Annotated in this window: 19 protein-coding genes and 1 pseudogene; 1 reads left to right on the forward strand and 19 read right to left on the reverse strand. The window is 63.6% G+C overall.

Annotated features, from left to right (window positions below; all coding sequences use genetic code 11):
• The 12 genes and pseudogenes from C793_RS0108750 to C793_RS0108805 form a co-directional block, all read right to left on the reverse strand.
• Positions 1-413 (reverse strand): annotated as a pseudogene (locus C793_RS0108750) (iron transporter); the annotation flags it as partial.
• Between the two features lie 87 nt (positions 414-500).
• Positions 501-908, reverse strand: a complete 408-nt coding sequence (locus C793_RS0108755) for an ExbD/TolR family protein (RefSeq protein WP_017430562.1) — start codon at positions 906-908, stop codon at positions 501-503.
• Positions 901-1,464, reverse strand: coding sequence for a MotA/TolQ/ExbB proton channel family protein (locus C793_RS0108760; protein ID WP_017430563.1), 564 nt, complete (start codon positions 1,462-1,464; stop codon positions 901-903). The genes C793_RS0108755 and C793_RS0108760 overlap by 8 nt, the downstream gene beginning before the upstream one ends.
• Positions 1,461-2,834, reverse strand: a complete 1,374-nt coding sequence (locus tag C793_RS0108765) for a MotA/TolQ/ExbB proton channel family protein (RefSeq protein ID WP_245550210.1) — start codon at positions 2,832-2,834, stop codon at positions 1,461-1,463. The genes C793_RS0108760 and C793_RS0108765 overlap by 4 nt, the downstream gene beginning before the upstream one ends.
• Positions 2,831-3,721: a DUF3450 domain-containing protein gene (locus C793_RS13720; protein WP_245550211.1), complete on the reverse strand. Its 891-nt coding sequence runs from the start codon at positions 3,719-3,721 to the stop codon at positions 2,831-2,833. Before C793_RS13720 ends, C793_RS0108765 begins: the two co-directional genes overlap by 4 nt.
• A 215-nt stretch (positions 3,722-3,936) precedes the next feature.
• A complete protein-coding gene (gene nrdF, locus C793_RS0108775; protein ID WP_017430566.1) occupies positions 3,937-4,923 on the reverse strand; it encodes a class 1b ribonucleoside-diphosphate reductase subunit beta in 987 nt (328 codons plus the stop codon).
• Between the two features lie 35 nt (positions 4,924-4,958).
• Positions 4,959-7,115 carry a class 1b ribonucleoside-diphosphate reductase subunit alpha gene (gene nrdE / locus C793_RS0108780; RefSeq protein ID WP_017430567.1) on the reverse strand — a complete coding sequence of 719 codons (2,157 nt, stop codon included), beginning with the start codon at positions 7,113-7,115 and terminating at the stop codon, positions 4,959-4,961.
• The gene (gene nrdI, locus C793_RS0108785) at positions 7,097-7,510 is read right to left on the reverse strand and encodes a class Ib ribonucleoside-diphosphate reductase assembly flavoprotein NrdI (protein ID WP_017430568.1); all 414 of its coding nucleotides are present in this window, start codon (positions 7,508-7,510) and stop codon (positions 7,097-7,099) included. The genes nrdE and nrdI overlap by 19 nt, the downstream gene beginning before the upstream one ends.
• On the reverse strand, positions 7,507-7,740 hold the full coding sequence (nrdH, locus tag C793_RS0108790; RefSeq protein ID WP_017430569.1) for a glutaredoxin-like protein NrdH: 234 nt from the start codon (positions 7,738-7,740) through the stop codon (positions 7,507-7,509). Before nrdH ends, nrdI begins: the two co-directional genes overlap by 4 nt.
• A 344-nt stretch (positions 7,741-8,084) precedes the next feature.
• Entirely contained in the window at positions 8,085-8,696 is a 612-nt protein-coding gene (locus C793_RS0108795) for a superoxide dismutase (protein WP_017430570.1), read from the reverse strand.
• 263 nt (positions 8,697-8,959) lie between these two features.
• Positions 8,960-9,898, reverse strand: a complete 939-nt coding sequence (locus tag C793_RS0108800) for an electron transfer flavoprotein subunit alpha/FixB family protein (protein ID WP_017430571.1) — start codon at positions 9,896-9,898, stop codon at positions 8,960-8,962.
• Positions 9,898-10,647: an electron transfer flavoprotein subunit beta/FixA family protein gene (locus tag C793_RS0108805; protein WP_017430572.1), complete on the reverse strand. Its 750-nt coding sequence runs from the start codon at positions 10,645-10,647 to the stop codon at positions 9,898-9,900. Before C793_RS0108805 ends, C793_RS0108800 begins: the two co-directional genes overlap by 1 nt.
• Positions 10,648-11,140: 493 nt before the next feature.
• Here C793_RS0108805 and C793_RS0108810 point away from each other — a divergent pair, with 493 nt between their 5' ends.
• Positions 11,141-12,805, forward strand: coding sequence for an electron transfer flavoprotein-ubiquinone oxidoreductase (locus C793_RS0108810; RefSeq protein WP_017430573.1), 1,665 nt, complete (start codon positions 11,141-11,143; stop codon positions 12,803-12,805).
• Between the two features lie 99 nt (positions 12,806-12,904).
• Here C793_RS0108810 and C793_RS0108815 read toward each other — a convergent pair whose 3' ends face one another.
• From C793_RS0108815 to tmk, 7 genes are all read right to left on the reverse strand, one after another.
• A complete protein-coding gene (locus C793_RS0108815) occupies positions 12,905-13,756 on the reverse strand; it encodes a sulfurtransferase (RefSeq protein ID WP_017430574.1) in 852 nt (283 codons plus the stop codon).
• A 44-nt stretch (positions 13,757-13,800) separates the two neighbouring features.
• Positions 13,801-16,008: an ATP-dependent helicase gene (locus C793_RS0108820; protein WP_017430575.1), complete on the reverse strand. Its 2,208-nt coding sequence runs from the start codon at positions 16,006-16,008 to the stop codon at positions 13,801-13,803.
• Complete coding sequence (locus C793_RS0108825; protein WP_017430576.1) at positions 16,005-16,565, reverse strand: DUF1285 domain-containing protein; 561 nt, start codon at positions 16,563-16,565, stop codon at positions 16,005-16,007. The genes C793_RS0108820 and C793_RS0108825 overlap by 4 nt, the downstream gene beginning before the upstream one ends.
• 203 nt (positions 16,566-16,768) lie before the next feature.
• Positions 16,769-17,605, reverse strand: a complete 837-nt coding sequence (locus C793_RS0108830; protein WP_017430577.1) for a TatD family hydrolase — start codon at positions 17,603-17,605, stop codon at positions 16,769-16,771.
• A gap of 42 nt (positions 17,606-17,647) precedes the next feature.
• The gene (locus C793_RS0108835) at positions 17,648-17,983 is read right to left on the reverse strand and encodes a PilZ domain-containing protein (RefSeq protein WP_017430578.1); all 336 of its coding nucleotides are present in this window, start codon (positions 17,981-17,983) and stop codon (positions 17,648-17,650) included.
• A 69-nt stretch (positions 17,984-18,052) separates the two neighbouring features.
• On the reverse strand, positions 18,053-19,057 hold the full coding sequence (locus C793_RS0108840; protein WP_017430579.1) for a DNA polymerase III subunit delta': 1,005 nt from the start codon (positions 19,055-19,057) through the stop codon (positions 18,053-18,055).
• Entirely contained in the window at positions 19,048-19,701 is a 654-nt protein-coding gene (gene tmk, locus C793_RS0108845) for a dTMP kinase (protein WP_026106201.1), read from the reverse strand. Before tmk ends, C793_RS0108840 begins: the two co-directional genes overlap by 10 nt.
• Positions 19,702-19,741: the final 40 nt, after the last annotated feature.

A 19,741-nucleotide genomic window follows, 5' to 3' on the forward strand; every position in this document is an offset into this window, starting at 1 on the left:
TCGGGTTCGGTTCGGGGTTCGGGTTCGGGTTCGGGTTCGGGTTCGGGTTCGGGTTCGGGCAAAGCCTCGTTGAGCTCGGGCAGTTGGCTATCCAGCGCTACGTCTTCTGCCGGAGCGTCGGGCAGCCGGGTCTCCGCCAGCTTGATCTCGCTTTGGGGAACGCTTGACGGCGTCGGGACGGGCGGCGGCGTATCCGCTGCCGGTTCGGGCACGCTTTCTGCCGATGTAGCGTTGTCGGGCCGGGGCGGCGGCGCTTCGGTCATCGACAGCGTCATCGTTTCCACCGGCTGTTGTGTCTCGGCATCGGGTGGCATTACCAGCATGGCCAACAGCCAGAACAGGCCCAGCGCCAGCGCGGCACCGCCCAGCAGCGAAGAGCTGCGACCCAAAAGCGATGACACGCTACGCATCATGATCCTCACTGCCACCCTCATCGCGATCCTTACCGGCTCTGCGCTTTCTTCCACTCGGCGCCTCCGGGCCCCACGACACGCTTACCCTCATGACGCATCACGCCTGGCCGCCACGGCGACATCGTCAACGCCGGCCTGTTTCAGGCGATCCATAACCTTGATCAACAGGCCGGTATCGGCGCGACGGTCCGCCTGAATCACCACCCCGCCGTCATCGCTGACCATGCCGGCCACTTCCGGCCCGACCCGGTGCGTGTCCACCGGGTCGCCATCGACCCAGACTGCGCCTTCGCTCGTCAGTGCCACCAGCACCTGGGTATCCGGCCGTGGTGTTGCCGCGCTGGCTTCGGGCCGCTCGATCTCCACGCCGCTTTCCTTGACGAAACTGGTAGTGACGATGAAAAAGATCAGCATAATGAAGACCACGTCGAGCATCGGCGTGAGATTGACTTCGCTGCTATCGTCGCCTGACTCCAGCGAACGGCGTCTACGCATGGCGTTGCTCTCCTGCCTGGTGGTGCGTCTCCAGCGCCCGAGCCAGACGATCGTGGAGCCGCTGATCCTCTCGGCGAATAACGTGCTCCAGGCGGCTGATAAACAGCAGTCCGACCACGGCGATCGCCATGCCCGTCAGCGTGGGCAGCGTCGCCCGGGCCACGCCGTCGGCCATGGCGCGCGCCTGGCCAGTGTCGCTGAGCGCCAGGCTGTCGAAGACGCTGATCATGCCGGTCACCGTGCCCAACAGCCCCAGCAGCGGGCATAGCGCCACCAGCAGTTTGAGCCAGGGCAGCGGCCGCCGCATGCGCGCCATGAGCGCATCGGCCCAGACGTCGCGCAGGGTATGCGCGCTCCAGCTGTGGTGGTCTTCCCGGGCGGCCCAATAGCGCACCAGCTGCCGACGCGCCGGGCGCCAGCTCAGGTAGTAAAATCCCAGGCGCTCCACGCCCATGCTGAATACCAGCAGCGCCACAGCGGCCAACACGATCAGTACCGGCCCGCCGGCATCCAGCAAGCGCTCTATTGGCTCCACCAGCAGCGGCGGCAACGTCATGGCGCGGCCTCTTCGGGCGCGTCTGCTTCAATCCGGGTGGCCAGGGCAGCGCTGGCCTGGCCTTCGATAATCTGTGTGAGCGCCCGGCTACGGCTGGACAGCGCCGTTTGCGCAAACAGCAGCGGCACGGCGGTGATCAAGCCCAGCACGGTCGTCACCAGCGCCTGGCTGATGCCGCCCGCCATCCGCTGTGGGTCGCCGGTACCAAACACGGTAATCGCCTGAAACGTCACGATCATGCCGGTAACGGTGCCGAGAAGACCGAGTAGCGGCGCAATCGCGGCCAGCAGCTTGACCAGCGGCTGGCCGCGCTCCAGCCGCGGAATCTCGGCCAGTATGGCTTCATCGAGCCGGGCCTCCAGCGCTTCGGGCGTTTGCTGCCCATCCATTCGGGCAAAACGCCGCAATACCCGACCCAGGGGGTTATGAGCCCGGAGCGTTGGCAGCGTACGCTGCTGGCGGTGCACCCGTGCGCTGATGGTGAGCAAGTAGGCGTACTGGAGCGCCGCTACCAACAGGCCGATAAGCCCCAGCCCGACGACGATATAGCCCACGTAGCCGCCCTGATGAAAGCGTTGCCACAGGCTCGGGCTCCGGGTCAGCGCCTCGACGACGCGACCCCGCGTCGGGTCGACGGCCAGGGTACGGTTATTGCCGTCGACGTAGTCGGACAGCCAGCGGCTAATCTCATGGGGAGTGTCGGGCTCCAGCGCCGGGTTATCGCTCTCGCCCGAGCGCGCCAGCAACATCTTCGGGGTAAAGGCCGCAAAGTCGCCCAGCCGCACTATTCGATGCTGTCGAACCGCGCCGTCAGCCTCCACCACGGGCAACGTCATGGCGCTGGCCAGGCCCGTCGCCCGGGTCAGCGCGGCCAGGCTGTCGACCACGTCTTCCAGCTGGCGCTGCTCCAGCACCCGGGCATCTTCGAGTCGCAGCGGCAGCGGCGTATCGCCCAGCGCCAGCCAGCTATCATCGCCCAGCTCGTTGCGCACCTCGGTGCCGTGGCGCGAAAGTGCCGACAGCAGGCCGGCGAGGCTGTCGTCCTGGTCGCTTTGGCGGCTTTCCAGTCGGGCGCCGTTGAGGGCTCGGGCCCCCTCTTCGATACGCAGCGCAGTATCCTCGCGGCTGACCCGGGCATGGGCTTCCCGGGCATCGGCCAGCGCGCTTTCCAGCGCCTTTTTATCCTCGAGCAGCGCCATCAGCCGCTGCTGATCGCGCCATTCGGCGGCCTGGCGGGCCTGGCTCAGCGATACCGGCGAATTCTCGGCCGCGTCGCCGGCCCTGGCTTCACCGCTTGACGCCGCCGCGCTTGAACACAACGACAGCACGACCGTCACCAGGATTCCCGGCAGCATTCGACAGGCGCTCATGTGCGGTCTCCCCGGCTGTTTTCGTCTTTGCCGGCGTCATTGACGCCGATGGCCTGTTCTTCGGCGTCATCTACGCCGATAACCTTTTCGCTGGCGTCGTCAACGCCAATGGCCTGTTCTCCGGCGTCGTCGACGCCGATAGACAGGGGCACGGTTAACAGCTCCGGGGCGCGCTTGTCCTCGGCAATCGCCAGACCGTGGCGCACCTCGCGCCGCGCCGCCTCGCTTAACGGCTGCCATTCATTGCTATCGCTGTGCCATACGCCGCCCTCGCGACCGTCGGGCGTCACGTAGTACCAGCCGATACGGCCCAGGCGCAGAAAATCCACCTCGCGTGCCGTGTCATCGTCCTGCTTCAGGCGACCGCGCCAGGTATCGATCTCGCGGCCGTAGGCCAACTCCGTGCGCCAGGTTTTCAACAGCCGACGAATATGCTCGGGGGTTTCCAACGCCTCGCTGTCACCCTCCACGCGCGCCAACCTTTCGTCTTCGAGAAACGGCATATCCTGGCGGATAAATGCCCGTAGCTGCCGAACCATGGCGTCCTCGATACGCGGCAACGCCTGGCGGGTCTGTTCGAGGGTACTCAGCGCGTCGGCCAGACGGCGTTGGCGCCCGGCTTCGTCGGCCAGGCGACGACCACGCCGGGCGTTATCGTGGCGCAACGAACGGGTCGCGTCTTCCAACTCCCGCAGCTCGGCGAGCCTGGTCTTCGTTGCCTGACCGGCCTGATCAATCTGCTCCTGTAGCTGCGCCTGCGACTGCTGGGCCCTGACACCCTCCTCCGCCGGCGTATCGGCGGCCAATGACGCGCTCACTGACAGCAGCCCGGCGGTAATGCCGGCCCGCGCCAGGCCATACGCTGCTGCTCGAAAGGGGTGACTCAAGGGAACCTCCGCAACCGCATCAGCGATGTCTTGCTCCGCGACCCTGCGCCGGGCAGCGAACACTATACAAGACCGCTGAAAAGAAAGGAATGATTTACATTAACGACTTATATGAACGCTGCGTAGCTTACCACTTTTGCCATGAATGACAATGCTTATCATTGATAAAAGGTCAACGCCGATGCCGATCTCCGCGTCAAGGCCGGCAAGGAGCATCAAAACGCCCAGTCGTCATCCTCGGTAGCTTCGGCGCGGCCGATCACGTAGGACGACCCGGAGCCGGAGAAGAAGTCGTGGTTTTCATCGGCGTTGGGCGCCAGCGCCGCCATGATGGTGGGATCCACGTCGGTGATGGTATCCGGGAAAAGCGCCTCGAAGCCCAGATTCATCAGCGCCTTATTGGCGTTGTAATGCAGGAACTTCTTGACGTCCTCGGTGAGCCCCACGCCGTCGTACAGCGACTCGGTATATTTGACCTCGTTGTCGTAGAGCTCCATCAGCAGGCCATAGGCGTAGTCCTTCACTTCGGCCTGACGCTCGGGCGTGGCTTCTTCGTAAGCCAGCTGGAACTTGTAGCCGATGTAGTAGCCGTGTACCGCTTCGTCGCGAATGATCAGGCGGATCAGATCGGCGGTGTTGGTCAGCTTGGCGTGGCTCGACCAGTACATGGGCAGAAAAAAGCCCGAATAGAACAGAAACGATTCGAGAAACACGCTGGCCACCTTGCGCATCAGCGGATCGTCGGAATAGTAGCGATCCAGAATCAGCGTGGATTTCGCCTGCAACGTGGGGTTCTCCTCGCTCCAGCGGAAGGCATCGTCGACGTCCTGGGTAGCGCACAGCGTGGAAAAAATCGAGCTGTAGGAGCGCGCGTGCACCGCCTCCATGAAAGTGATATTGGCGTAGACTGCCTCTTCGTGGGGCGTACGTGCATCGGGCATCAGCGACGGCGCGCCGACGCTGCTCTGAATGGTATCCAGCAGCGTCAACCCGGTAAATACGCGGATGGTCAACTGCTGTTCTTCGGCGGTCAGCGTCTTCCACGACTGAATATCGTTGGACAGCGGGACCTTTTCCGGCAGCCAGAAGTTGCTGGTCAGGCGATTCCACACCTCCAGATCCTTGTCGTCCTGAAGGCGATTCCAGTTGATCGCATCAATCCGCGACAGTTTGGGAGCCGCGGGCGCTTGCATATCGGTCATGTTGCTCACTTGAAATCTGAATTCGTGGATAGGGTTTACAGCGTGCAGGACACGCAGCCTTCGACTTCGGTACCCGCCAACGCGGCCTGGCGCAGGCGGATGTAGTAAAGCGTCTTGATACCCTTGCGCCAGGCGTAGATCTGGGTACGGTTGATATCCCGCGTGGTGGCGGTATCGGGGAAAAACAGCGTCAGCGACAGCCCCTGATCCACGTGTTGGGTGGCTTCGGCGTAGGTGTCGATGATCTTTTCCGCGCCGATTTCGTAGGCGTCCTGAAAGTACGTCATGTTCTCGTCGTTGAGATACGGCGCCGGGTAGTAGGCGCGCCCGAGCTTGCCCTCCTTGCGGATTTCGATTTTTGCGGCCACCGGGTGAATACTCGATGTGGCATGGTTGATATACGAAATCGAGCCGGTGGGCGGAATCGCCTGGAGGTTGCGGTTATACAGGCCGTGGGCCATGACGGAGGCTTTCAGCTCACGCCAGTCGTCTTGGCTGGGCAGGGCTATGCCCGACCGCTCAAACAGGCCCTTGACCTTGTCGGTACGCGGCGCCCAGACGTCGTCGGTATATTTATCGAAGAAGCTGCCATCGGCGTAGCGCGAGTCGGCAAAGCCCTTGAAGGTGTCGCCCTTTTCGATGGCCAGGCGGTTGGAAGCGCGCAGCGCGTGATACGCCACGGTGTAGAAATACAGGTTGGTAAAGTCCAGCCCTTCTTCCGAGCCGTAGTAGATATGCTCGCGGGCAAGAAAGCCGTGAAGGTTCATCTGCCCCAGACCAATCGCCCGCGACCGGGCGTTGCCGTTGGCCACCGACGGCACCGAGGACAGGTTGCTCATTTCCGACACCGCGGTCAGCCCGCGCACGGCGGTTTCCACGCTTGAGCCGATAGCGCCGCTGTCCATGACTTTGGCGATATTCATCGAGCCCAGGTTGCAGGAAATATCCTCGCCGACGTGTTCATAGCCGAGATCCTCGTCATAGCGGCTGGGGGTATTGACCTGCAGAATCTCCGAGCAGAGATTGCTCATGTTGATGCGCCCGGCGATGGGGTTATCGCGGTTGGCGCTGTCTTCAAACAGCACGTAGGGGTAGCCGGATTCAAACTGCAGCTCGGCCAGCGTCTGGAAAAACGCCCGGGCATTGATGCGGCTTTTGTGAATACGTTTGTCGGCGACCATTTCGTGATATTTTTCCGTCACGCTGATATCGCCAAACGGCACGCCGTAGACCTGCTCCACGTCGTAGGGCGAAAACAGATACATTTCCTCGTTGTTTTTCGCCAGCTCAAAGGTAATGTCAGGAATGCTGACGCCCATGGACAGCGTCTTGATGCGGATTTTTTCGTCGGCGTTTTCGCGCTTGGTATCCATGAAGTGCAGAATGTCCGGATGGTGGGCATTCAGGTACACCGCCCCGGCCCCCTGCCGCGCGCCCAGCTGGTTGGCGTAGGAAAACGCGTCCTCCAGCAGCTTCATGATCGGGATAATGCCCGACGACTGGTTCTCGATACGTTTGATCGGCGCGCCCTGCTCGCGGATATTGCTCAGCAGAAATGCCACCCCGCCGCCGCGCTTGGACAGCTGCAACGCCGAATTGATCGAGCGACCGATGGACTCCATGTTGTCTTCGATGCGCATCAGAAAGCACGACACCAGCTCGCCGCGCTGGCGCTTGCCGCAGTTGAGAAACGTCGGCGTGGCCGGCTGAAAGCGGCCGTTGATGATCTCCTCGACCAGCGCTTGGGCCAGCGCCTCATCGCCCCGAGCCAGCGTCAGCGCGACCATGCACACGCGGTCTTCAAAGCGCTCGAGGTAGCGCTTGCCGTCGAAGGTCTTGAGCGTGTAGCTGGTGTAGTACTTGAACGCGCCGAGAAAGCTGGAAAAGCGGAATTTCCAGGCGTAGGCCTGCTCGAACAGCGACTTGATAAAGGCGGCGTCGTACTGCGCGAGCATCTCGGCTTCGTAGTAGCCCTCCTCCACGAGGTAGTCGAGCTTTTCTTCCAACGAGTGGAAAAACACCGTGTTCTGATTGACGTGCTGGAGAAAATACTGGCGCGCCGCTTCGCGGTCCTTGTCCAGCTGCAGGCGGCCGTCGGCGCCGTACAGGTTGAGCATGGCGTTGAGCGCGTGATAATCCAGCGTTTGTGAAGCCTGCCGGGAAGGCGCCGGTGCTACGGATGTGGTGGCCAAAACGAGGTAACTCCCTGACGTACGTTGGCAACGTCCTGTGCGGTGCCAAACAGCTCAAAACGATATAAAAGCGGCACCCGGCATTTCTCGGCGACGATGCGACCGGCGATGCCGTAGGCGGTGCCGAAGTTGGTATTGCCCGCCGCAATCACGCCGCGAATCCATTGCCGGTTGTGTTCATCGTTGAGGAAATGAATCACCGGTTTGGGCACGGCGCCGGCGACGCTGCCGCCGCCGTAGCTGGGCACCACCAGAATATAGGGCGACTCGACTTTCAGCGGCGATGCATCCTTCTCGAAGGGAATGCGCTCGGCGGGCAGGTCGAGCTTTTCGATAAAGCGGCGTGTATTTCCCGACCTGGTGGAGAAATACACCAGCTGCGGCGCGGTGCTCATGCCGTGGCGGCGGTGAGTTCGCGAATACGATCGGGACGGAAGCCCGACCAGTGAACCTCTCCCGCGGTCACCACGGGGAGCTGACGATGGCCCAGCTGCACCAGGTCGTCTCTGGCTTCGGGCGTCTCGTCCAGATTGATAACGGTATAAGAAAGGCCCTGCTTTTCCAGTTCCCGGTAGGTTGCCTTGCACTGCACGCACGAAGCTGCGCTGTACACCGTAATTGCCATGATCAAATATCCTCACCGCGCATAATGTCGATAACAAGTGAGTCGGGCGCCTGCAGCGCCTCGCCTCGAAACACAATATATAGTATATATAGCGTACTTCAAGGCCTGGATAGCACTATATGTAGCTGTCGAAAAAAAGAGGATAAAGGCGCGGTGTCAAGCTATCGAAGCGTTGGATTTTATGCTAATGGACGGTGCTCGGGCGGGAAAACGGGCAGGAAACGCCGCGAAAAGGCGCGGATAATCGGAGAAAATACGGGGGCAGACAAACAAAAACCGCCCACCGGTCGTACCGGCGGGCGGTTTTCATCTCGCTGCCGTCAGGGCAGCGTTGCGGGTATCAGTTAGGCAACGGCGGCCTGGTAGCGGCGCTCGACGTCTTCCCAGTTGATGACGTTGAAGAACGCTGCGATGTAGTCCGGGCGCTTGTTCTGGTACTTGAGGTAGTAGGCGTGCTCCCAGACGTCCAGCCCCAGAATCGGCGTGTTGCCGTGAGAAATCGGGCTGTCCTGGTTGAGGGTGTTTTCCACTACCAGCTTCTTGTCGGACGTGACGGATAGCCATGCCCAGCCGCTGCCGAAGCGACCCAGCGCCGCCTTTTTCAGCGCTTCCTGAAAGGCTTCGTAACCGCCCAGCTCGGCATCGATGGCCTTGGCCACGTCACCGTGGGGCTGACCGCCGCCGCTGGGCGACATCATTTGCCAGAACATGGTGTGGTTGGCAACGCCGCCACCGTTGTTGATCACGGCCTGGCGCTTGTCTTCCGGTACACGGCTCAGATCGGCCAGCAGCTCTTCCACCGGCACGTCTTCCAGCCCCGTGCCTTCGAGGGTGGCGTTGAGGTTGTTGACGTAGGTGTTGTGGTGACGCGAATGGTGAATTTCCATGGTCAGCGCGTCGATGTGCGGCTCGAGTGCATCGTAAGCGTAGGGTAGTTCGGGCAGTGTATGTGCCATTGTCTTACTCTCCTTGCGTTATGATGTTGCCTTGCTTTTGTTGCCACCTGACAAGATGCGGACGGGTCGGGGGGATTTCAACCACCGACACCATGGGTAGGCGTGGGTAGGCGAGCTGAATGATATTAGCTTTTCCTTGACCCAGCGTTATCGTCAACTATTGCCAGTATAGCGAATGCGCCGCACGGAAAAAAGCCGCTGCCGGCTGGCCTCGATTCCCGACGGCATGCCGACAGCGGCTCCAGGACCCGGCGCGTGCCGCGTCAGCTATCCTCGAGCTTGCCTTCCAGCTCGGGCAGTATCTCGAACAGGTCCCCGACCAGGCCGTAATCGGCGACCTGGAAGATGGGCGCGTCCTCATCCTTGTTGATGGCGGCAATCACTCGGGAATCCTTCATCCCCGCCAGGTGCTGGATGGCACCGGAAATCCCTACGGCAATATACAGATCGGGCGCGACAATCTTGCCCGTCTGGCCCACCTGCATATCGTTGGGCACAAAGCCGGCATCCACCGCCGCGCGGGATGCCCCTACCGCAGCACCGAGCTTGTCGGCGACGGTATTGAGCAGACGGAAGTTATCGCCGTTGCCCATGCCGCGACCGCCGGAAATGACCACCGGTGCCGCGCTCAGGTCGGGACGGTCGCTTTCGGCCAGCGTTTCCTTGACGAAAACCGAGAGTTCGTTGCTGACACTCTGTTCCACGGCCTCGATCGCGGCGCTATCCTCGCTTTCGCCCACGGCGTCAAAGCCGGTGGCCCGCACGGTGATGACCTTCAGCGCGTCCTCGCTCTGCACCGTGGCAATGGCGTTGCCGGCGTAGATCGGACGCTTGAAGGTATCGGCAGACTCCACGGCAATAATGTCCGACAGCTGGGCGACATCCTTCAGCGCGGCGACCCGCGGGAGCACGTTCTTGCCGTTGGTCGAAGCGGCGGCGAGCAAATGGCTGTAGTCGTCCGCCAGCGCGACCAGCAGCTCGCTCAGAGGCTCGGCCAGCTGATGCGCCAGCACGCCGTCGTCGGCCACGCGCACCCGGCTGACGCCGTCCAGCCGCGCGGCTGCATCCGCTACGCCGCCAACGCCCTCACCCGCGACGAGCACGTCGATATCGCCGCCGATTGCCTTTGCCGCCGCGACCACGTGAGCGGTTGCGCCGTCCAGCACGCCATCCTGATGTTCAGCCAGAACCAGAATACTCATCAAATCACCTTGGCTTCGTTCTTGAGTTTGTCCAGGAGCTCGTCAACGGAGTCCACCTTAACGCCACCCTGGCGCTCGGCCGGCGGCTCGACCTTGAGCAGGTTGAGCTTGTTGGATACGTCAACGCCCAGATCCTCGGGAGTTTTCACGTCCAGCGGCTTTTTCTTGGCCTTCATGATATCCGGCAGCTTGGCGTAGCGCGGCTCGTTCAAGCGCAGGTCAGTGGTGACAATCGCCGGCAGGCTCAGCTCGAGCGCCTGCAGACCGCCGTCAATTTCACGGCTGACATGCAATTTGCCGTCCTCGACATCAACCTGCGAAGCGAAAGTGCCCTGGGCACGCCCGGTCAGCGCTGCCAGCATCTGCCCGGCCTGGTTGTTGTCGGTATCGATGGACTGTTTGCCGAGAATCACCAGCTCGGGCGCTTCTTCATCGACCAGTTTGGCCAGCGCCTTCGCCGCGCCCAGCGACTCCACGCGTTCTTCGCTCTGGACGTGGATGGCCCGGTCGGCGCCCAGCGCCAGCGCCGTCCGCAGCTGTTCCTGGGCTGATTTGGGACCAACGGTCGCCACCACGATTTCACTGGCAACCCCTTTTTCCTTGAGCCGCACCGCTTCTTCCACGGCAATCTCGCAGAAGGGGTTCATGGCCATCTTGACGTTGGTGAGGTCAACGTCGGACTGATCCGGCTTGACACGGATCCTGACGTTATAGTCGATGACGCGTTTGACCGCGACGAGTACTTTCATGGTGTCCTCGCTTGGTTATGTTGCAGATTCCCGCTGCATGGTCGCTGCAACGCTATGTGTTCCGTTTCAGGCCTGCGGAACCGCATACCGGGGCCTCACAGACCGCTGTTCAACCCCGACCTGCCGCGACAGGCCCCGATCCGAGCGCATACGACTCGGCTGTTTCCCGGTTCGAAGGTATCTCGAAGGTATCAAGGTGATGGTACCCGGGTTGGATAATGTGCCACAGTTGGTATTCCAGCAAAAATATAGACGAAAAGCGAGATTGTATATATTAACCCGGCGATACCGGCACAGCAGGGCCCATAATACGCCACGGGCCCGGGCGCTCCGCACCGGCATACGCCCATCGCAGTGATCGAAGGGTGGCGCCGTTTCCTCTATTATGCGGATCAGGGCAGTGACCCTGAAGCAAACGATTGTTTAAAGTAAGTGATGCATTAGTCGTACCCGTTTTTAACTATCCTGATCACGGCAGGCAAGGAGAACAACGATGGAAAACGTGGAACGTGACGTAATGGAGTTTGATGTCGTCATCGTGGGCGCCGGACCGGCAGGGCTTTCCTCCGCCTGCCGGCTGATGCAGCAGGCCAACAGCGCCGAACGCGAGCTGAGCGTCTGCGTGGTGGAGAAAGGCTCCGAGGTTGGCGCGCACATCCTCTCCGGCGCCATTTTTGAACCCCGGGCGCTGGACGAACTTTTCCCCGACTGGGCCGAGCGTGGCGCTCCGCTGGACACCCCCGCCGTGCGCGATGAAGTCTATATGCTCAGGGACGACCAAAAGGCCTGGAAAATGCCCGGCGCGGTAGTGCCCAAAAGCATGCATAACACCGGCGACGGCGTGACCCGCTACGTGGCCAGCGCGGGCAACCTGTGCCGCTGGCTCGCGGAGCAGGCCGAAGCGCTCGGCGTGGATGTATTCCCCGGCTTTGCCGCTCAGCATTCGATCATTGAAGACAACCGCGTGGCCGGGATCATCACCGGCGACATGGGCGTTGCCGCCGACGGCACCCCCAAGGACGGCTACATGCCCGGCATGGAGCTTCGCGCCCGCTATACGCTGTTTGCCGAAGGCGCGCGGGGCCATCTGGGCGAGGAGCTGATCGAGCACTTTTCACTGGATGAAGGCAGCGACCCCCAGCACTACGGCCTCGGCCTCAAGGAACTCTGGGAAGTGCCCGCCGAACAGCACGAGCCGGGGCTGGTGCTGCACGGTACCGGCTGGCCCCTCGAAGGCGACACCCACGGCGGCTGGTTTTTATATCATGCCGATAACCGCCAGGTGGTGGTCGGGCTGATTCTGGATCTGTCCTACAGCAACCCCTACGTCTCGCCATTCGACGAATTCCAGCGCATGAAGCATCACCCGGTGCTCAGCCGTCATCTGACGGGCGGCAAGCGTCTGGCCTACGGCGCACGCGCTCTGACCAAGGGCGGCTTCAACTGCCTGCCGCGCATGACCTTCCCGGGCGGGCTGCTGATCGGCTGCGATGCCGGCACGCTCAACTTTGCCAAAATCAAGGGGCTGCATACCGCGATGAAGTCCGGCATGGTCGCCGCCGAAAGCGTCTTCGAGGCGCTGGAAGCCGGCGATGAAGGCGGCAGCGAACTGACCGGCTTCACTACCCGGTGGCAGAACAGCTGGGCCTTTGCCGAACTCCGCGACAGCGCCAGTTTCGGTCCGGCCATTCACCGCTACGGCGATATGCTGGGCGGCGCGTACAACTTCATCAATCAGCTGGTGGGCAACCGCCTGCCCAACGTCCACGACACCGGCAGCGATCACGCCATGCTCAAGCCTGCCGGGGAATGCACGCCCATCGAGTATCCCAAACCCGACGGCAAGCTATCCTTTGACAAGACCTCGTCGGTTTATCTCTCCAACACCAACCACGAAGAAAACCAGCCCTGCCACCTGCAGCTGGACGACCCGGCGTTGCCCATACGCGACAACCTGCCGAAATACGCCGAGCCGGCCCAGCGCTACTGCCCGGCCGGGGTCTACGAGATCGTCGAAGACGATAACGGCGAGCCGAAATTCCAGATCAACTTCCAGAACTGCGTGCACTGCAAGACCTGCGACATCAAGGATCCGGCGCAGAACATTCGCTGGGTGGCGCCCGAAGGCGGCGGCGGGCCGAACTACCCCAATATGTAGCCGTCTTCGAATATCCCGCCATATTCCGACATTCAGCCGTCTACCGGCCCTGTCAGGCGCTTTCCGTGACAGGGCCCTTTTCGACGCAACGGCCGGGATTCAGCGGCCGGCATCCTCATTGCCGGTCGCTACCGGACGCTCGCCGCTGCTGATCCAGTCGCTCCATGAGCCGGCATAGAGCCGGGGCAGCTCGCGCCCTGCCACGGCATAGGCCAGCACATTATGACAGGCCGTGATGCCGGAGCCGCAGTAGGCCACGACCGCCGATGCATCGGGCAGCTCGGCTTCCAGCGTCGTTGCCGGTTTGAACACGCCGTCGGCGGTCAGATTATCGGCGCTGGGCCGAGACGCGGCGCCGGGGATATGCCCGGCGAGCGGATCGACCGGCTCGCTGTCACCGCGAAAGCGTGCCGCTGCCCGGGCATCCACCGGCAGCATCGTGCCTTTGGCCACGGCATCGGCGTCGACCCGGGCGCTGTGGTCAAACCGGGGCTGCCAGTCGCTCGGCGTCGGGATGCCATCATGCGCCGTTTTTTCACCGGCGGTCCATTCACCGCCCTGCTGCTGCCAGACCTCTACCCCGCCGTCCAGCACCCGGACGTCGGGATGGCCGGCCCAGACCGCGAGCATCCACCAGGCGCGCGCCGCCGCCAGCTGACCGCCTCGATCGTCGTACACCACGACCGGTCGAGCGGGGTCAATGCCCAGGCGCTGCACCACAGCGGTAAACGCCGCGGGATCAGGCAGCGGGTGACGACCGCCCTGCCCGGCGGCTCCCGCCAGGTCGCGGTCGAGATCCAGATGCCGGCTGGCGGGCAGATGCCCGTCGCGCCAGAGCTGCTCGCCGGCAGCGGCATCGTCCAGCCGGGCACGGCAGTCCAGAAGTTGTGGCGGCTCGGTACTCGCCAGGGCATCCTGCAGTGCCTGGGCCGTTATCAGGGGATTTTGCATGGTTGGCTCCCGTCACATGGGCAGATGGGCTGTGCCGCCGACCGCTAACCGGGGGCGGCGTCCAGCGGCTCGATGGGCGCACGGCGGGCGATCAGGCGTCGCCGCCCGGCGCGCAGAAAACGCACGTCGATGACCGGATCATCCGGATTACCTTCGACCGTGGCGACTTCACCGTCGCCAAACACCGCATGGCGGAGTCGCTGACCGGGGAAAAACATCGTCGCCCGACCGGCTTGAGGGGCGGGCGATACGTCCGCCACGGAGGCGGCGGTCAGAGTGATATCCTCACGCTCCAGCGCCGCCAGATAGCGGCCCGCCAGCTCTGGGCAGGTCACCGCCAGCGGCGTATCAACCACCCCTTGCCCGGCCAGCCGACCAGCCACGGCCATGCTGTCCTGCCAGGCGGACTCACCGATGAAGCGGCTGGGGCGATGCTCGCCGCCGTCATGCAGCAGCTGAAGCTCTTCCCGGGCGCGGGTAATCCCTACGTAAAACAGCCGGCGCTCTTCTTCCAGACGCTCGTCGGTGAGCGGATTATCGCGGCTATAGTGGGGAAAGTCTTCCTCGTTGACCCCGGCCACGGAGACCAGCGGCCACTCAAGCCCCTTGGCCGCATGCACCGTACTGATGCGTATGCCCTCGGCCTGGTTTTGTACCGGCCGCTGCAACAGCTCGATAAACGCATCCGGATCGTCGACGCTTTGGGCCTGTTCGATGAGTACGTCCAGCAGGCGGACATCTTCCTCGCCCTTGTCGCGCCGCGCCGCTGCGCGTTTTAGGACCTTTTCCGCCTCGACGCTATCGACGATGTGGCGTAGAAGCCTGGCCGGGGGCCAGGCACCCAGTCGGGGTAGTTCGCACAGCAGCGTCCAGCGTTTTTTCAGCGTTTTGCGCTGCATGGGTTTGAGCTCGGTCAGCAACGGATCGCTGCGCTCGGGCCAGTGCTGGGTCTCGGCCAGGCGACAGGCCAGCCGCCAGAGACGCTCCCGCGCCACAAAAGTGGTGGGCTGAGAAAGCAGCAGCAGCAATAGTGCCGGATCATGCAGCCCGGCCGGCTGCCGCGCCAGCCCGAGATACCCGGCCAGCGCCTGCACCAGCGGCAGGCGAAAGACAAAGCGGTCTTCCCGGGCCAGGCAAAACGGCAGCCCGGCCTGCAGCAACGCCAGCTGGAAGGGAACCGACAGCGCCCAGCTACGCACCAGCAGGCAGCTTTCGGCCAGCTTGCGCCCCCGGGCCTGCCAATCACTCAGCGCATCCAGCAGGGCGCGCGTGCCCTGGCCCACCGACACCCGGGTCGCCGGGGTAGTATCGCCGGGCAGGCAGAGCTGGTCGGGGCGGCGCCGATTGGCGGCAATCGCATGGTTGGCGGCCAACGCCAGGGCGTGGCCGTGACGAAAGGTTACCGAAAGCGGATAGTCGGTCGCCGTACCAAAGGTCGCGGTAAAATCGGTCAACATGGTGTCGGGGTGGGCGCCGCGCCATTCATAGATGCACTGATTGGCATCGCCCACCGCCATGACGTCGGCCTGCTGCCCCGCGAGCAGCGCCAGCAGCCGCTGCTGGGCGGCATTGATATCCTGATACTCGTCGATGATGACGTGGTCGAGAAACCCTCTGACCCGAGCGCGCAACGTGCTGTCGGCTTCCAGCGCCCTGAGCGGGCGATACAACAGGTCGGCATAGGTCATCACGCCGTCGGCGTACAGCAGGCGTTCGGCTTCTGCAAAGGCCGCGGGAAAATAGTCGGTATCGTCGTCGAGATCCAGACGCGCATAGAGGTCGGCCGGCCCGGTCATCTCGGCCTTGACCAGCGCGCAGTAGTGCGCCAGCGTTTCCAGCCGGTCGCCCTCCAGCGCGGCATCCCGGCGCTCACGCTGGTGTTCCAGCACGTTGAGACTCGCCTGGCGCAGCAGGCGCTCGATCTGCCAGTCGGCCGACAGCAGCCGGCGGGGTTCCAGCACGCCCCAGCGGCAGAGGCTTTGCGTCAGCCGGTGCCCCAGGGAGTGAAAGGTGCGCACGTCGGGCAGTACCTGCCCGGCCGGCGCCATGCTGCCCAGCCGGCGCTGGAAGTCATCCCTGGCCGAACGGTTGAACATCAGCACCAGCATGCGCCGGGGCGCCACGCCCCGGGCCAGCAGATGCAGCACCCGAGCCGCCATGGTCGTGGTCTTGCCCGCGCCCGCCACCGCCGCTACCCGGGCGTGACCGCCCGGATGGCGGATCACTGCCTGCTGCTGCGCCGTCAACGTCACGGCGCGATGCCCGCCTCGTCGGCCTTCAGCGTGCCCAGCACATGCCAGACGCCGCCGCTGACGATGCCGATATCCACGCGGCCGTCGTCCCGCCGACGGGATTCGGCCGCGTCCACCAGCTGATAGTAGACGTTGCGGTGCAGGCGGGCTTCGAGGCCAAAGCGCACCGGCACTTCGGGGGCGTCATCGCCGCCGGGCGTGCGGCTCATCGTCAGGGGATGTTCGGCATTGAGTATCAGCTCATCGCCCTGCCCGGTGACAAGCCGCCAGTCATCGCCATCCCGCTCCGCCGTGACAATGGTCAGCGGGCGGTCTTCGACTTCGATACGCACCCGCTCGGCGGGAGTCACCAGGCAGACGCCTTCGGGGTCGCGGCGCATGAGACTCGCCAGAAGACGTACCAGCCGGGGACGCGCGAACGGCGTACCTTCGTGCCACCAGCTGCCATCGGCCTTGATGACCAGCGGCATATCGCCACAAAACGGCGGCTGCCACTGATCCACCGGCGGAATGGCCGCCGCCTGACCGCCGTGCTGAAGCAAACGATCCAGATTCATGCTGACCTTCTCCTTCCTGCTGTAACGACGACGCCGGTAGAGCGGCACCTGTCCCGCAGGCCGCTGTGCATGCCTGCGTGGTTCACGCCCTGCTCTTCATGCCCTGTTATTCATACCCCTGCTACTCATGCCTGTTCTTCATGATTACAGGTATTCATGACTATAAGGTATTCATGGTTACAGGTATTTATGATCACAGGCATTCATGGCGACAGGAGCCCGGCCCGGGTCAGCGACTCGCGCTGGCCCGGCGTGGCGTCCGGCGACGCGGCGCGAAACAGATGATAAAAGTTGGCCGTGGTCTGCATGGCCAGCTCGTCAACGCTGATGCCCCGCGCTTCGGCAATGCATTCGGCCACGTTGACCACCCAGGCCGGCTCGTTGGGCTTTCCCCGGTGCGGCACCGGGGCCAGATAGGGGCTGTCGGTTTCGATCAGCAGACGATCCAGCGGCAGCCGGGCCGCCACGTCGCGCAACGCGGTCGCGCTGGCGAAGGTAACAATGCCCGACAGCGAGATATAAAAGCCCAGCCCCACGGCCCGGCGTGCCATGTCCAGATCCTCGGTAAAGCAGTGCAGCACGCCGCCGACCTGCGGATCAATATGCTTTTCCAGCAGCGCCAGCGTATCCTCGCGGGCTTCCCGCGTGTGCACGATCACCGGCAGTTCGAGCTCGCGCGCGGCCATCAGGTGACGCTCGAAACGGGCGTACTGAACCGCTTCCGGCACGCTGTCGCGGTAGTGGTAATCCAGCCCGGTCTCGCCGATGGCAACCGCCTGGTAGTCGTTTGCGGCTTCGCGGATGGCCTCAACGTCGGGCTCGACCGCCGGCGTGTGCAAGGGGTGCAGCCCCGCCGATATGACCACATCCTCGTGCTCGCGGCCGATGGCCGCCAGCGCGGGCATATCGTCAAGGCTGACGCACACGGCGAGAAACTGACTGACGTGGGCTTCCCGAGCAGCGCTCAGGGTAGCGGCAAGGTCGCCGCCGTGGGTCTTGTCCGACAGGCGGTCAAGATGGCAATGGGAATCAACAAACATGCTTGGCTTCGCAGTTGGCAGACGGCGCGGGCAAGCGCCGTGTTACAGGGTATAGGACGGCGGTGCGGTATCCAGCTGGCCGGCCAGCCGGGCTTCTATCTGATCGCGGACGTTGTAGTCCTGCTGGCTGAAATGCACGCCAATGCCCGGTATACGCCGGCCCGATACGCCTTCCGGCGAGATCCATACCACCTCGGCATGCACCGTCAGCTGTTGCGTATCATCCGGCAGCGTCAGCAGCAATACGATCGGGTCGCCCAGCGCATGATAGCGCCGGGTGGGCACAAAGAGGCCGCCCCGCTCAAGAAACGCCATGTAGGCCCCCAGCAGGGTGGGCATGTCGGGAATGCTGAGCGCCAGCGCCTTTTGCGTGCTCATCGATATGCCTCCTTGGCGTCTGATGCCTTCAGCGCCCGATGCCGGCAACCGCCGTAGCGTTCATGGAGCTCAGGAGCGTAGCAGTGCCGACCAGCGAATCAGCCATGCCTCGAGCACCAGCTGCGGATTGGGATTGCCGCCCACGGCCAGCAGGCGACGCTGCTCCAGGGCGTAGTCCAGCAGCCGGAACCAGTCCTGTAGCCGGGCATTTTTTACCGCCTGGCGATACAGCGGCACCAGATCGGGATTTTTCAGCGAACCCTCATCGCCGGCCATGCCGAAGCCGATGAGATCTTCCAGCCAGGCAATACCGTACCACAGGATGGCGTCTACCGCCTGGCGGTCAAGCCGCGCCGCCTCGGAGACCGGCTCGGCCCCGCGCACCAGCTGCTCGAAGCAGTCGTGTAGCTGCTGGCGCAGGGCGCGCTGTGCAGGGTCGGCGAGTTCCAGTGCCAACAGCGGCAGCCCGCCGGCGACCTGCCACCAGAAGCGCGCCTCGTCGTCGCTGTGCAGCTGCTCGCGCAGCCAGCCACCGCAGTGCTCAAACGCCACCGGAGCCAGCGACCACTGCTGGCAGCGTGAGCGAATAGTGGGCAGCAGGCGCGACGGCACATCGGCGAGCAGCAGAAACAGCGTGCTGGCACCCGGCTCTTCCAGACTTTTCAGCAGCGCATTGCTGGCAGCGACGTTCATGGCTTCCGCGGGGCTGATCACCACTACGCGGTAGCCGCTTTGCTGGGCCGTCTGGCTGATAAAGCGGTTGACCTCGCGCACCGGGTCAATACGAATCTGCCGCTTGCCGTCTTCCGGGGAAATACGTAGCAGATCGGGATGATAGCCCGCCGCCAGCATTCGGCAGCCGTGGCATTCACCGCAGGCCACCGCGCCCTGCCCGGCGCACAGGGTGCGCGCAACCAGGGCGTCGGCCAGCCTCTGCTTGCCCACGCCGTGGGGGCCGCTGAACAGCAGCGCATGGGGGAAGCGCCCGCTCTGCTCCAGCTGCCACAGCTGCTGCCAGAGTTCGGCGTGCCAGGGCAGCGGCGCCGACAGCTCGGTTGAAGATGCTAACGCCATGACGCGATCCGGGTTTCCAGCAGGTCATCCAGCTGCGTCTGAACAGCTTCCAGCGAACGCGCCGCATCCACCCGGGCAAAACGCCCCGGCTCGGCTTCGGCACGCTGCCGATAGCCTTCCCGCACGGCGGCAAAAAAGTCCCGCTGCTCGCGCTCGAAGCGATCGCGCTGGCCCCCGCCGCTGTCCAGCCGCGAGCTGACGCGCCGGGATGCGGCCTCCACGGGCATGTCCAGCAGGATGGTGAGATCGGGCGTGAGCCCTGCCTGAACAAAATGCTCCAGGGTGGCGATGCGCTGGTTATCCAGGCCGCGCCCCGCGCCCTGATAGGCATAGGTGGCGTCGGTAAAACGATCGCAGACGACCCAGGCGCCCCGCGCCAGCGCCGGGCGGATTTTCTCCGCCAGATGCTGGGCGCGAGCGGCGAACATCAGCAGCAGCTCGGCGTCGGAGCAAAGCGGCTCGGCAGGCGCGGGATCCAACAACAGCTCACGAATCGCTTCGCCCCGGGGCGTGCCGCCCGGTTCCCGGGTGGCGACCACCTCCAGCCCCCGGGCTTTCAGCCAGGCGGTGACAAAGGCAACGTTGGAGGATTTGCCCACTCCCTCGCCGCCTTCCAGGGTAATCAAGCGTCCACGCTCTGTCATGAGTATTCCACCCGGAGAGACAGTGCTCCGCGTATCGGGG

The organism is Vreelandella jeotgali Hwa (assembly GCF_000334215.1).
GTDB lineage: Bacteria > Pseudomonadota > Gammaproteobacteria > Pseudomonadales > Halomonadaceae > Vreelandella > Vreelandella jeotgali.

Excerpts from the sequence above, each read along its gene's own strand:
- nrdF (WP_017430566.1), bottom strand. The coding sequence starts at position 4,923 with ATGACCGATATGCAAGCGCCCGCGGCTCCCAAACTGTCGCGGATTGAT.
- C793_RS0108840 (WP_017430579.1), bottom strand. The coding sequence starts at position 19,057 with ATGGCGTTAGCATCTTCAACCGAGCTGTCGGCGCCGCTGCCCTGGCAC.
- C793_RS0108765 (WP_245550210.1), bottom strand. The coding sequence starts at position 2,834 with ATGAGCGCCTGTCGAATGCTGCCGGGAATCCTGGTGACGGTCGTGCTG.
- tmk (WP_026106201.1), bottom strand. The coding sequence starts at position 19,701 with ATGACAGAGCGTGGACGCTTGATTACCCTGGAAGGCGGCGAGGGAGTG.
- C793_RS0108825 (WP_017430576.1), bottom strand. The coding sequence starts at position 16,565 with ATGAATCTGGATCGTTTGCTTCAGCACGGCGGTCAGGCGGCGGCCATT.
- C793_RS0108810 (WP_017430573.1), top strand. The coding sequence starts at position 11,141 with ATGGAAAACGTGGAACGTGACGTAATGGAGTTTGATGTCGTCATCGTG.
- C793_RS0108795 (WP_017430570.1), bottom strand. The coding sequence starts at position 8,696 with ATGGCACATACACTGCCCGAACTACCCTACGCTTACGATGCACTCGAG.
- C793_RS0108805 (WP_017430572.1), bottom strand. The coding sequence starts at position 10,647 with ATGAAAGTACTCGTCGCGGTCAAACGCGTCATCGACTATAACGTCAGG.
- C793_RS0108760 (WP_017430563.1), bottom strand. The coding sequence starts at position 1,464 with ATGACGTTGCCGCCGCTGCTGGTGGAGCCAATAGAGCGCTTGCTGGAT.
- C793_RS0108830 (WP_017430577.1), bottom strand. The coding sequence starts at position 17,605 with ATGTTTGTTGATTCCCATTGCCATCTTGACCGCCTGTCGGACAAGACC.
- C793_RS0108800 (WP_017430571.1), bottom strand. The coding sequence starts at position 9,898 with ATGAGTATTCTGGTTCTGGCTGAACATCAGGATGGCGTGCTGGACGGC.
- C793_RS0108835 (WP_017430578.1), bottom strand. The coding sequence starts at position 17,983 with ATGAGCACGCAAAAGGCGCTGGCGCTCAGCATTCCCGACATGCCCACC.
- nrdH (WP_017430569.1), bottom strand. The coding sequence starts at position 7,740 with ATGGCAATTACGGTGTACAGCGCAGCTTCGTGCGTGCAGTGCAAGGCA.
- nrdI (WP_017430568.1), bottom strand. The coding sequence starts at position 7,510 with ATGAGCACCGCGCCGCAGCTGGTGTATTTCTCCACCAGGTCGGGAAAT.
- C793_RS0108815 (WP_017430574.1), bottom strand. The coding sequence starts at position 13,756 with ATGCAAAATCCCCTGATAACGGCCCAGGCACTGCAGGATGCCCTGGCG.
- C793_RS0108755 (WP_017430562.1), bottom strand. The coding sequence starts at position 908 with ATGCGTAGACGCCGTTCGCTGGAGTCAGGCGACGATAGCAGCGAAGTC.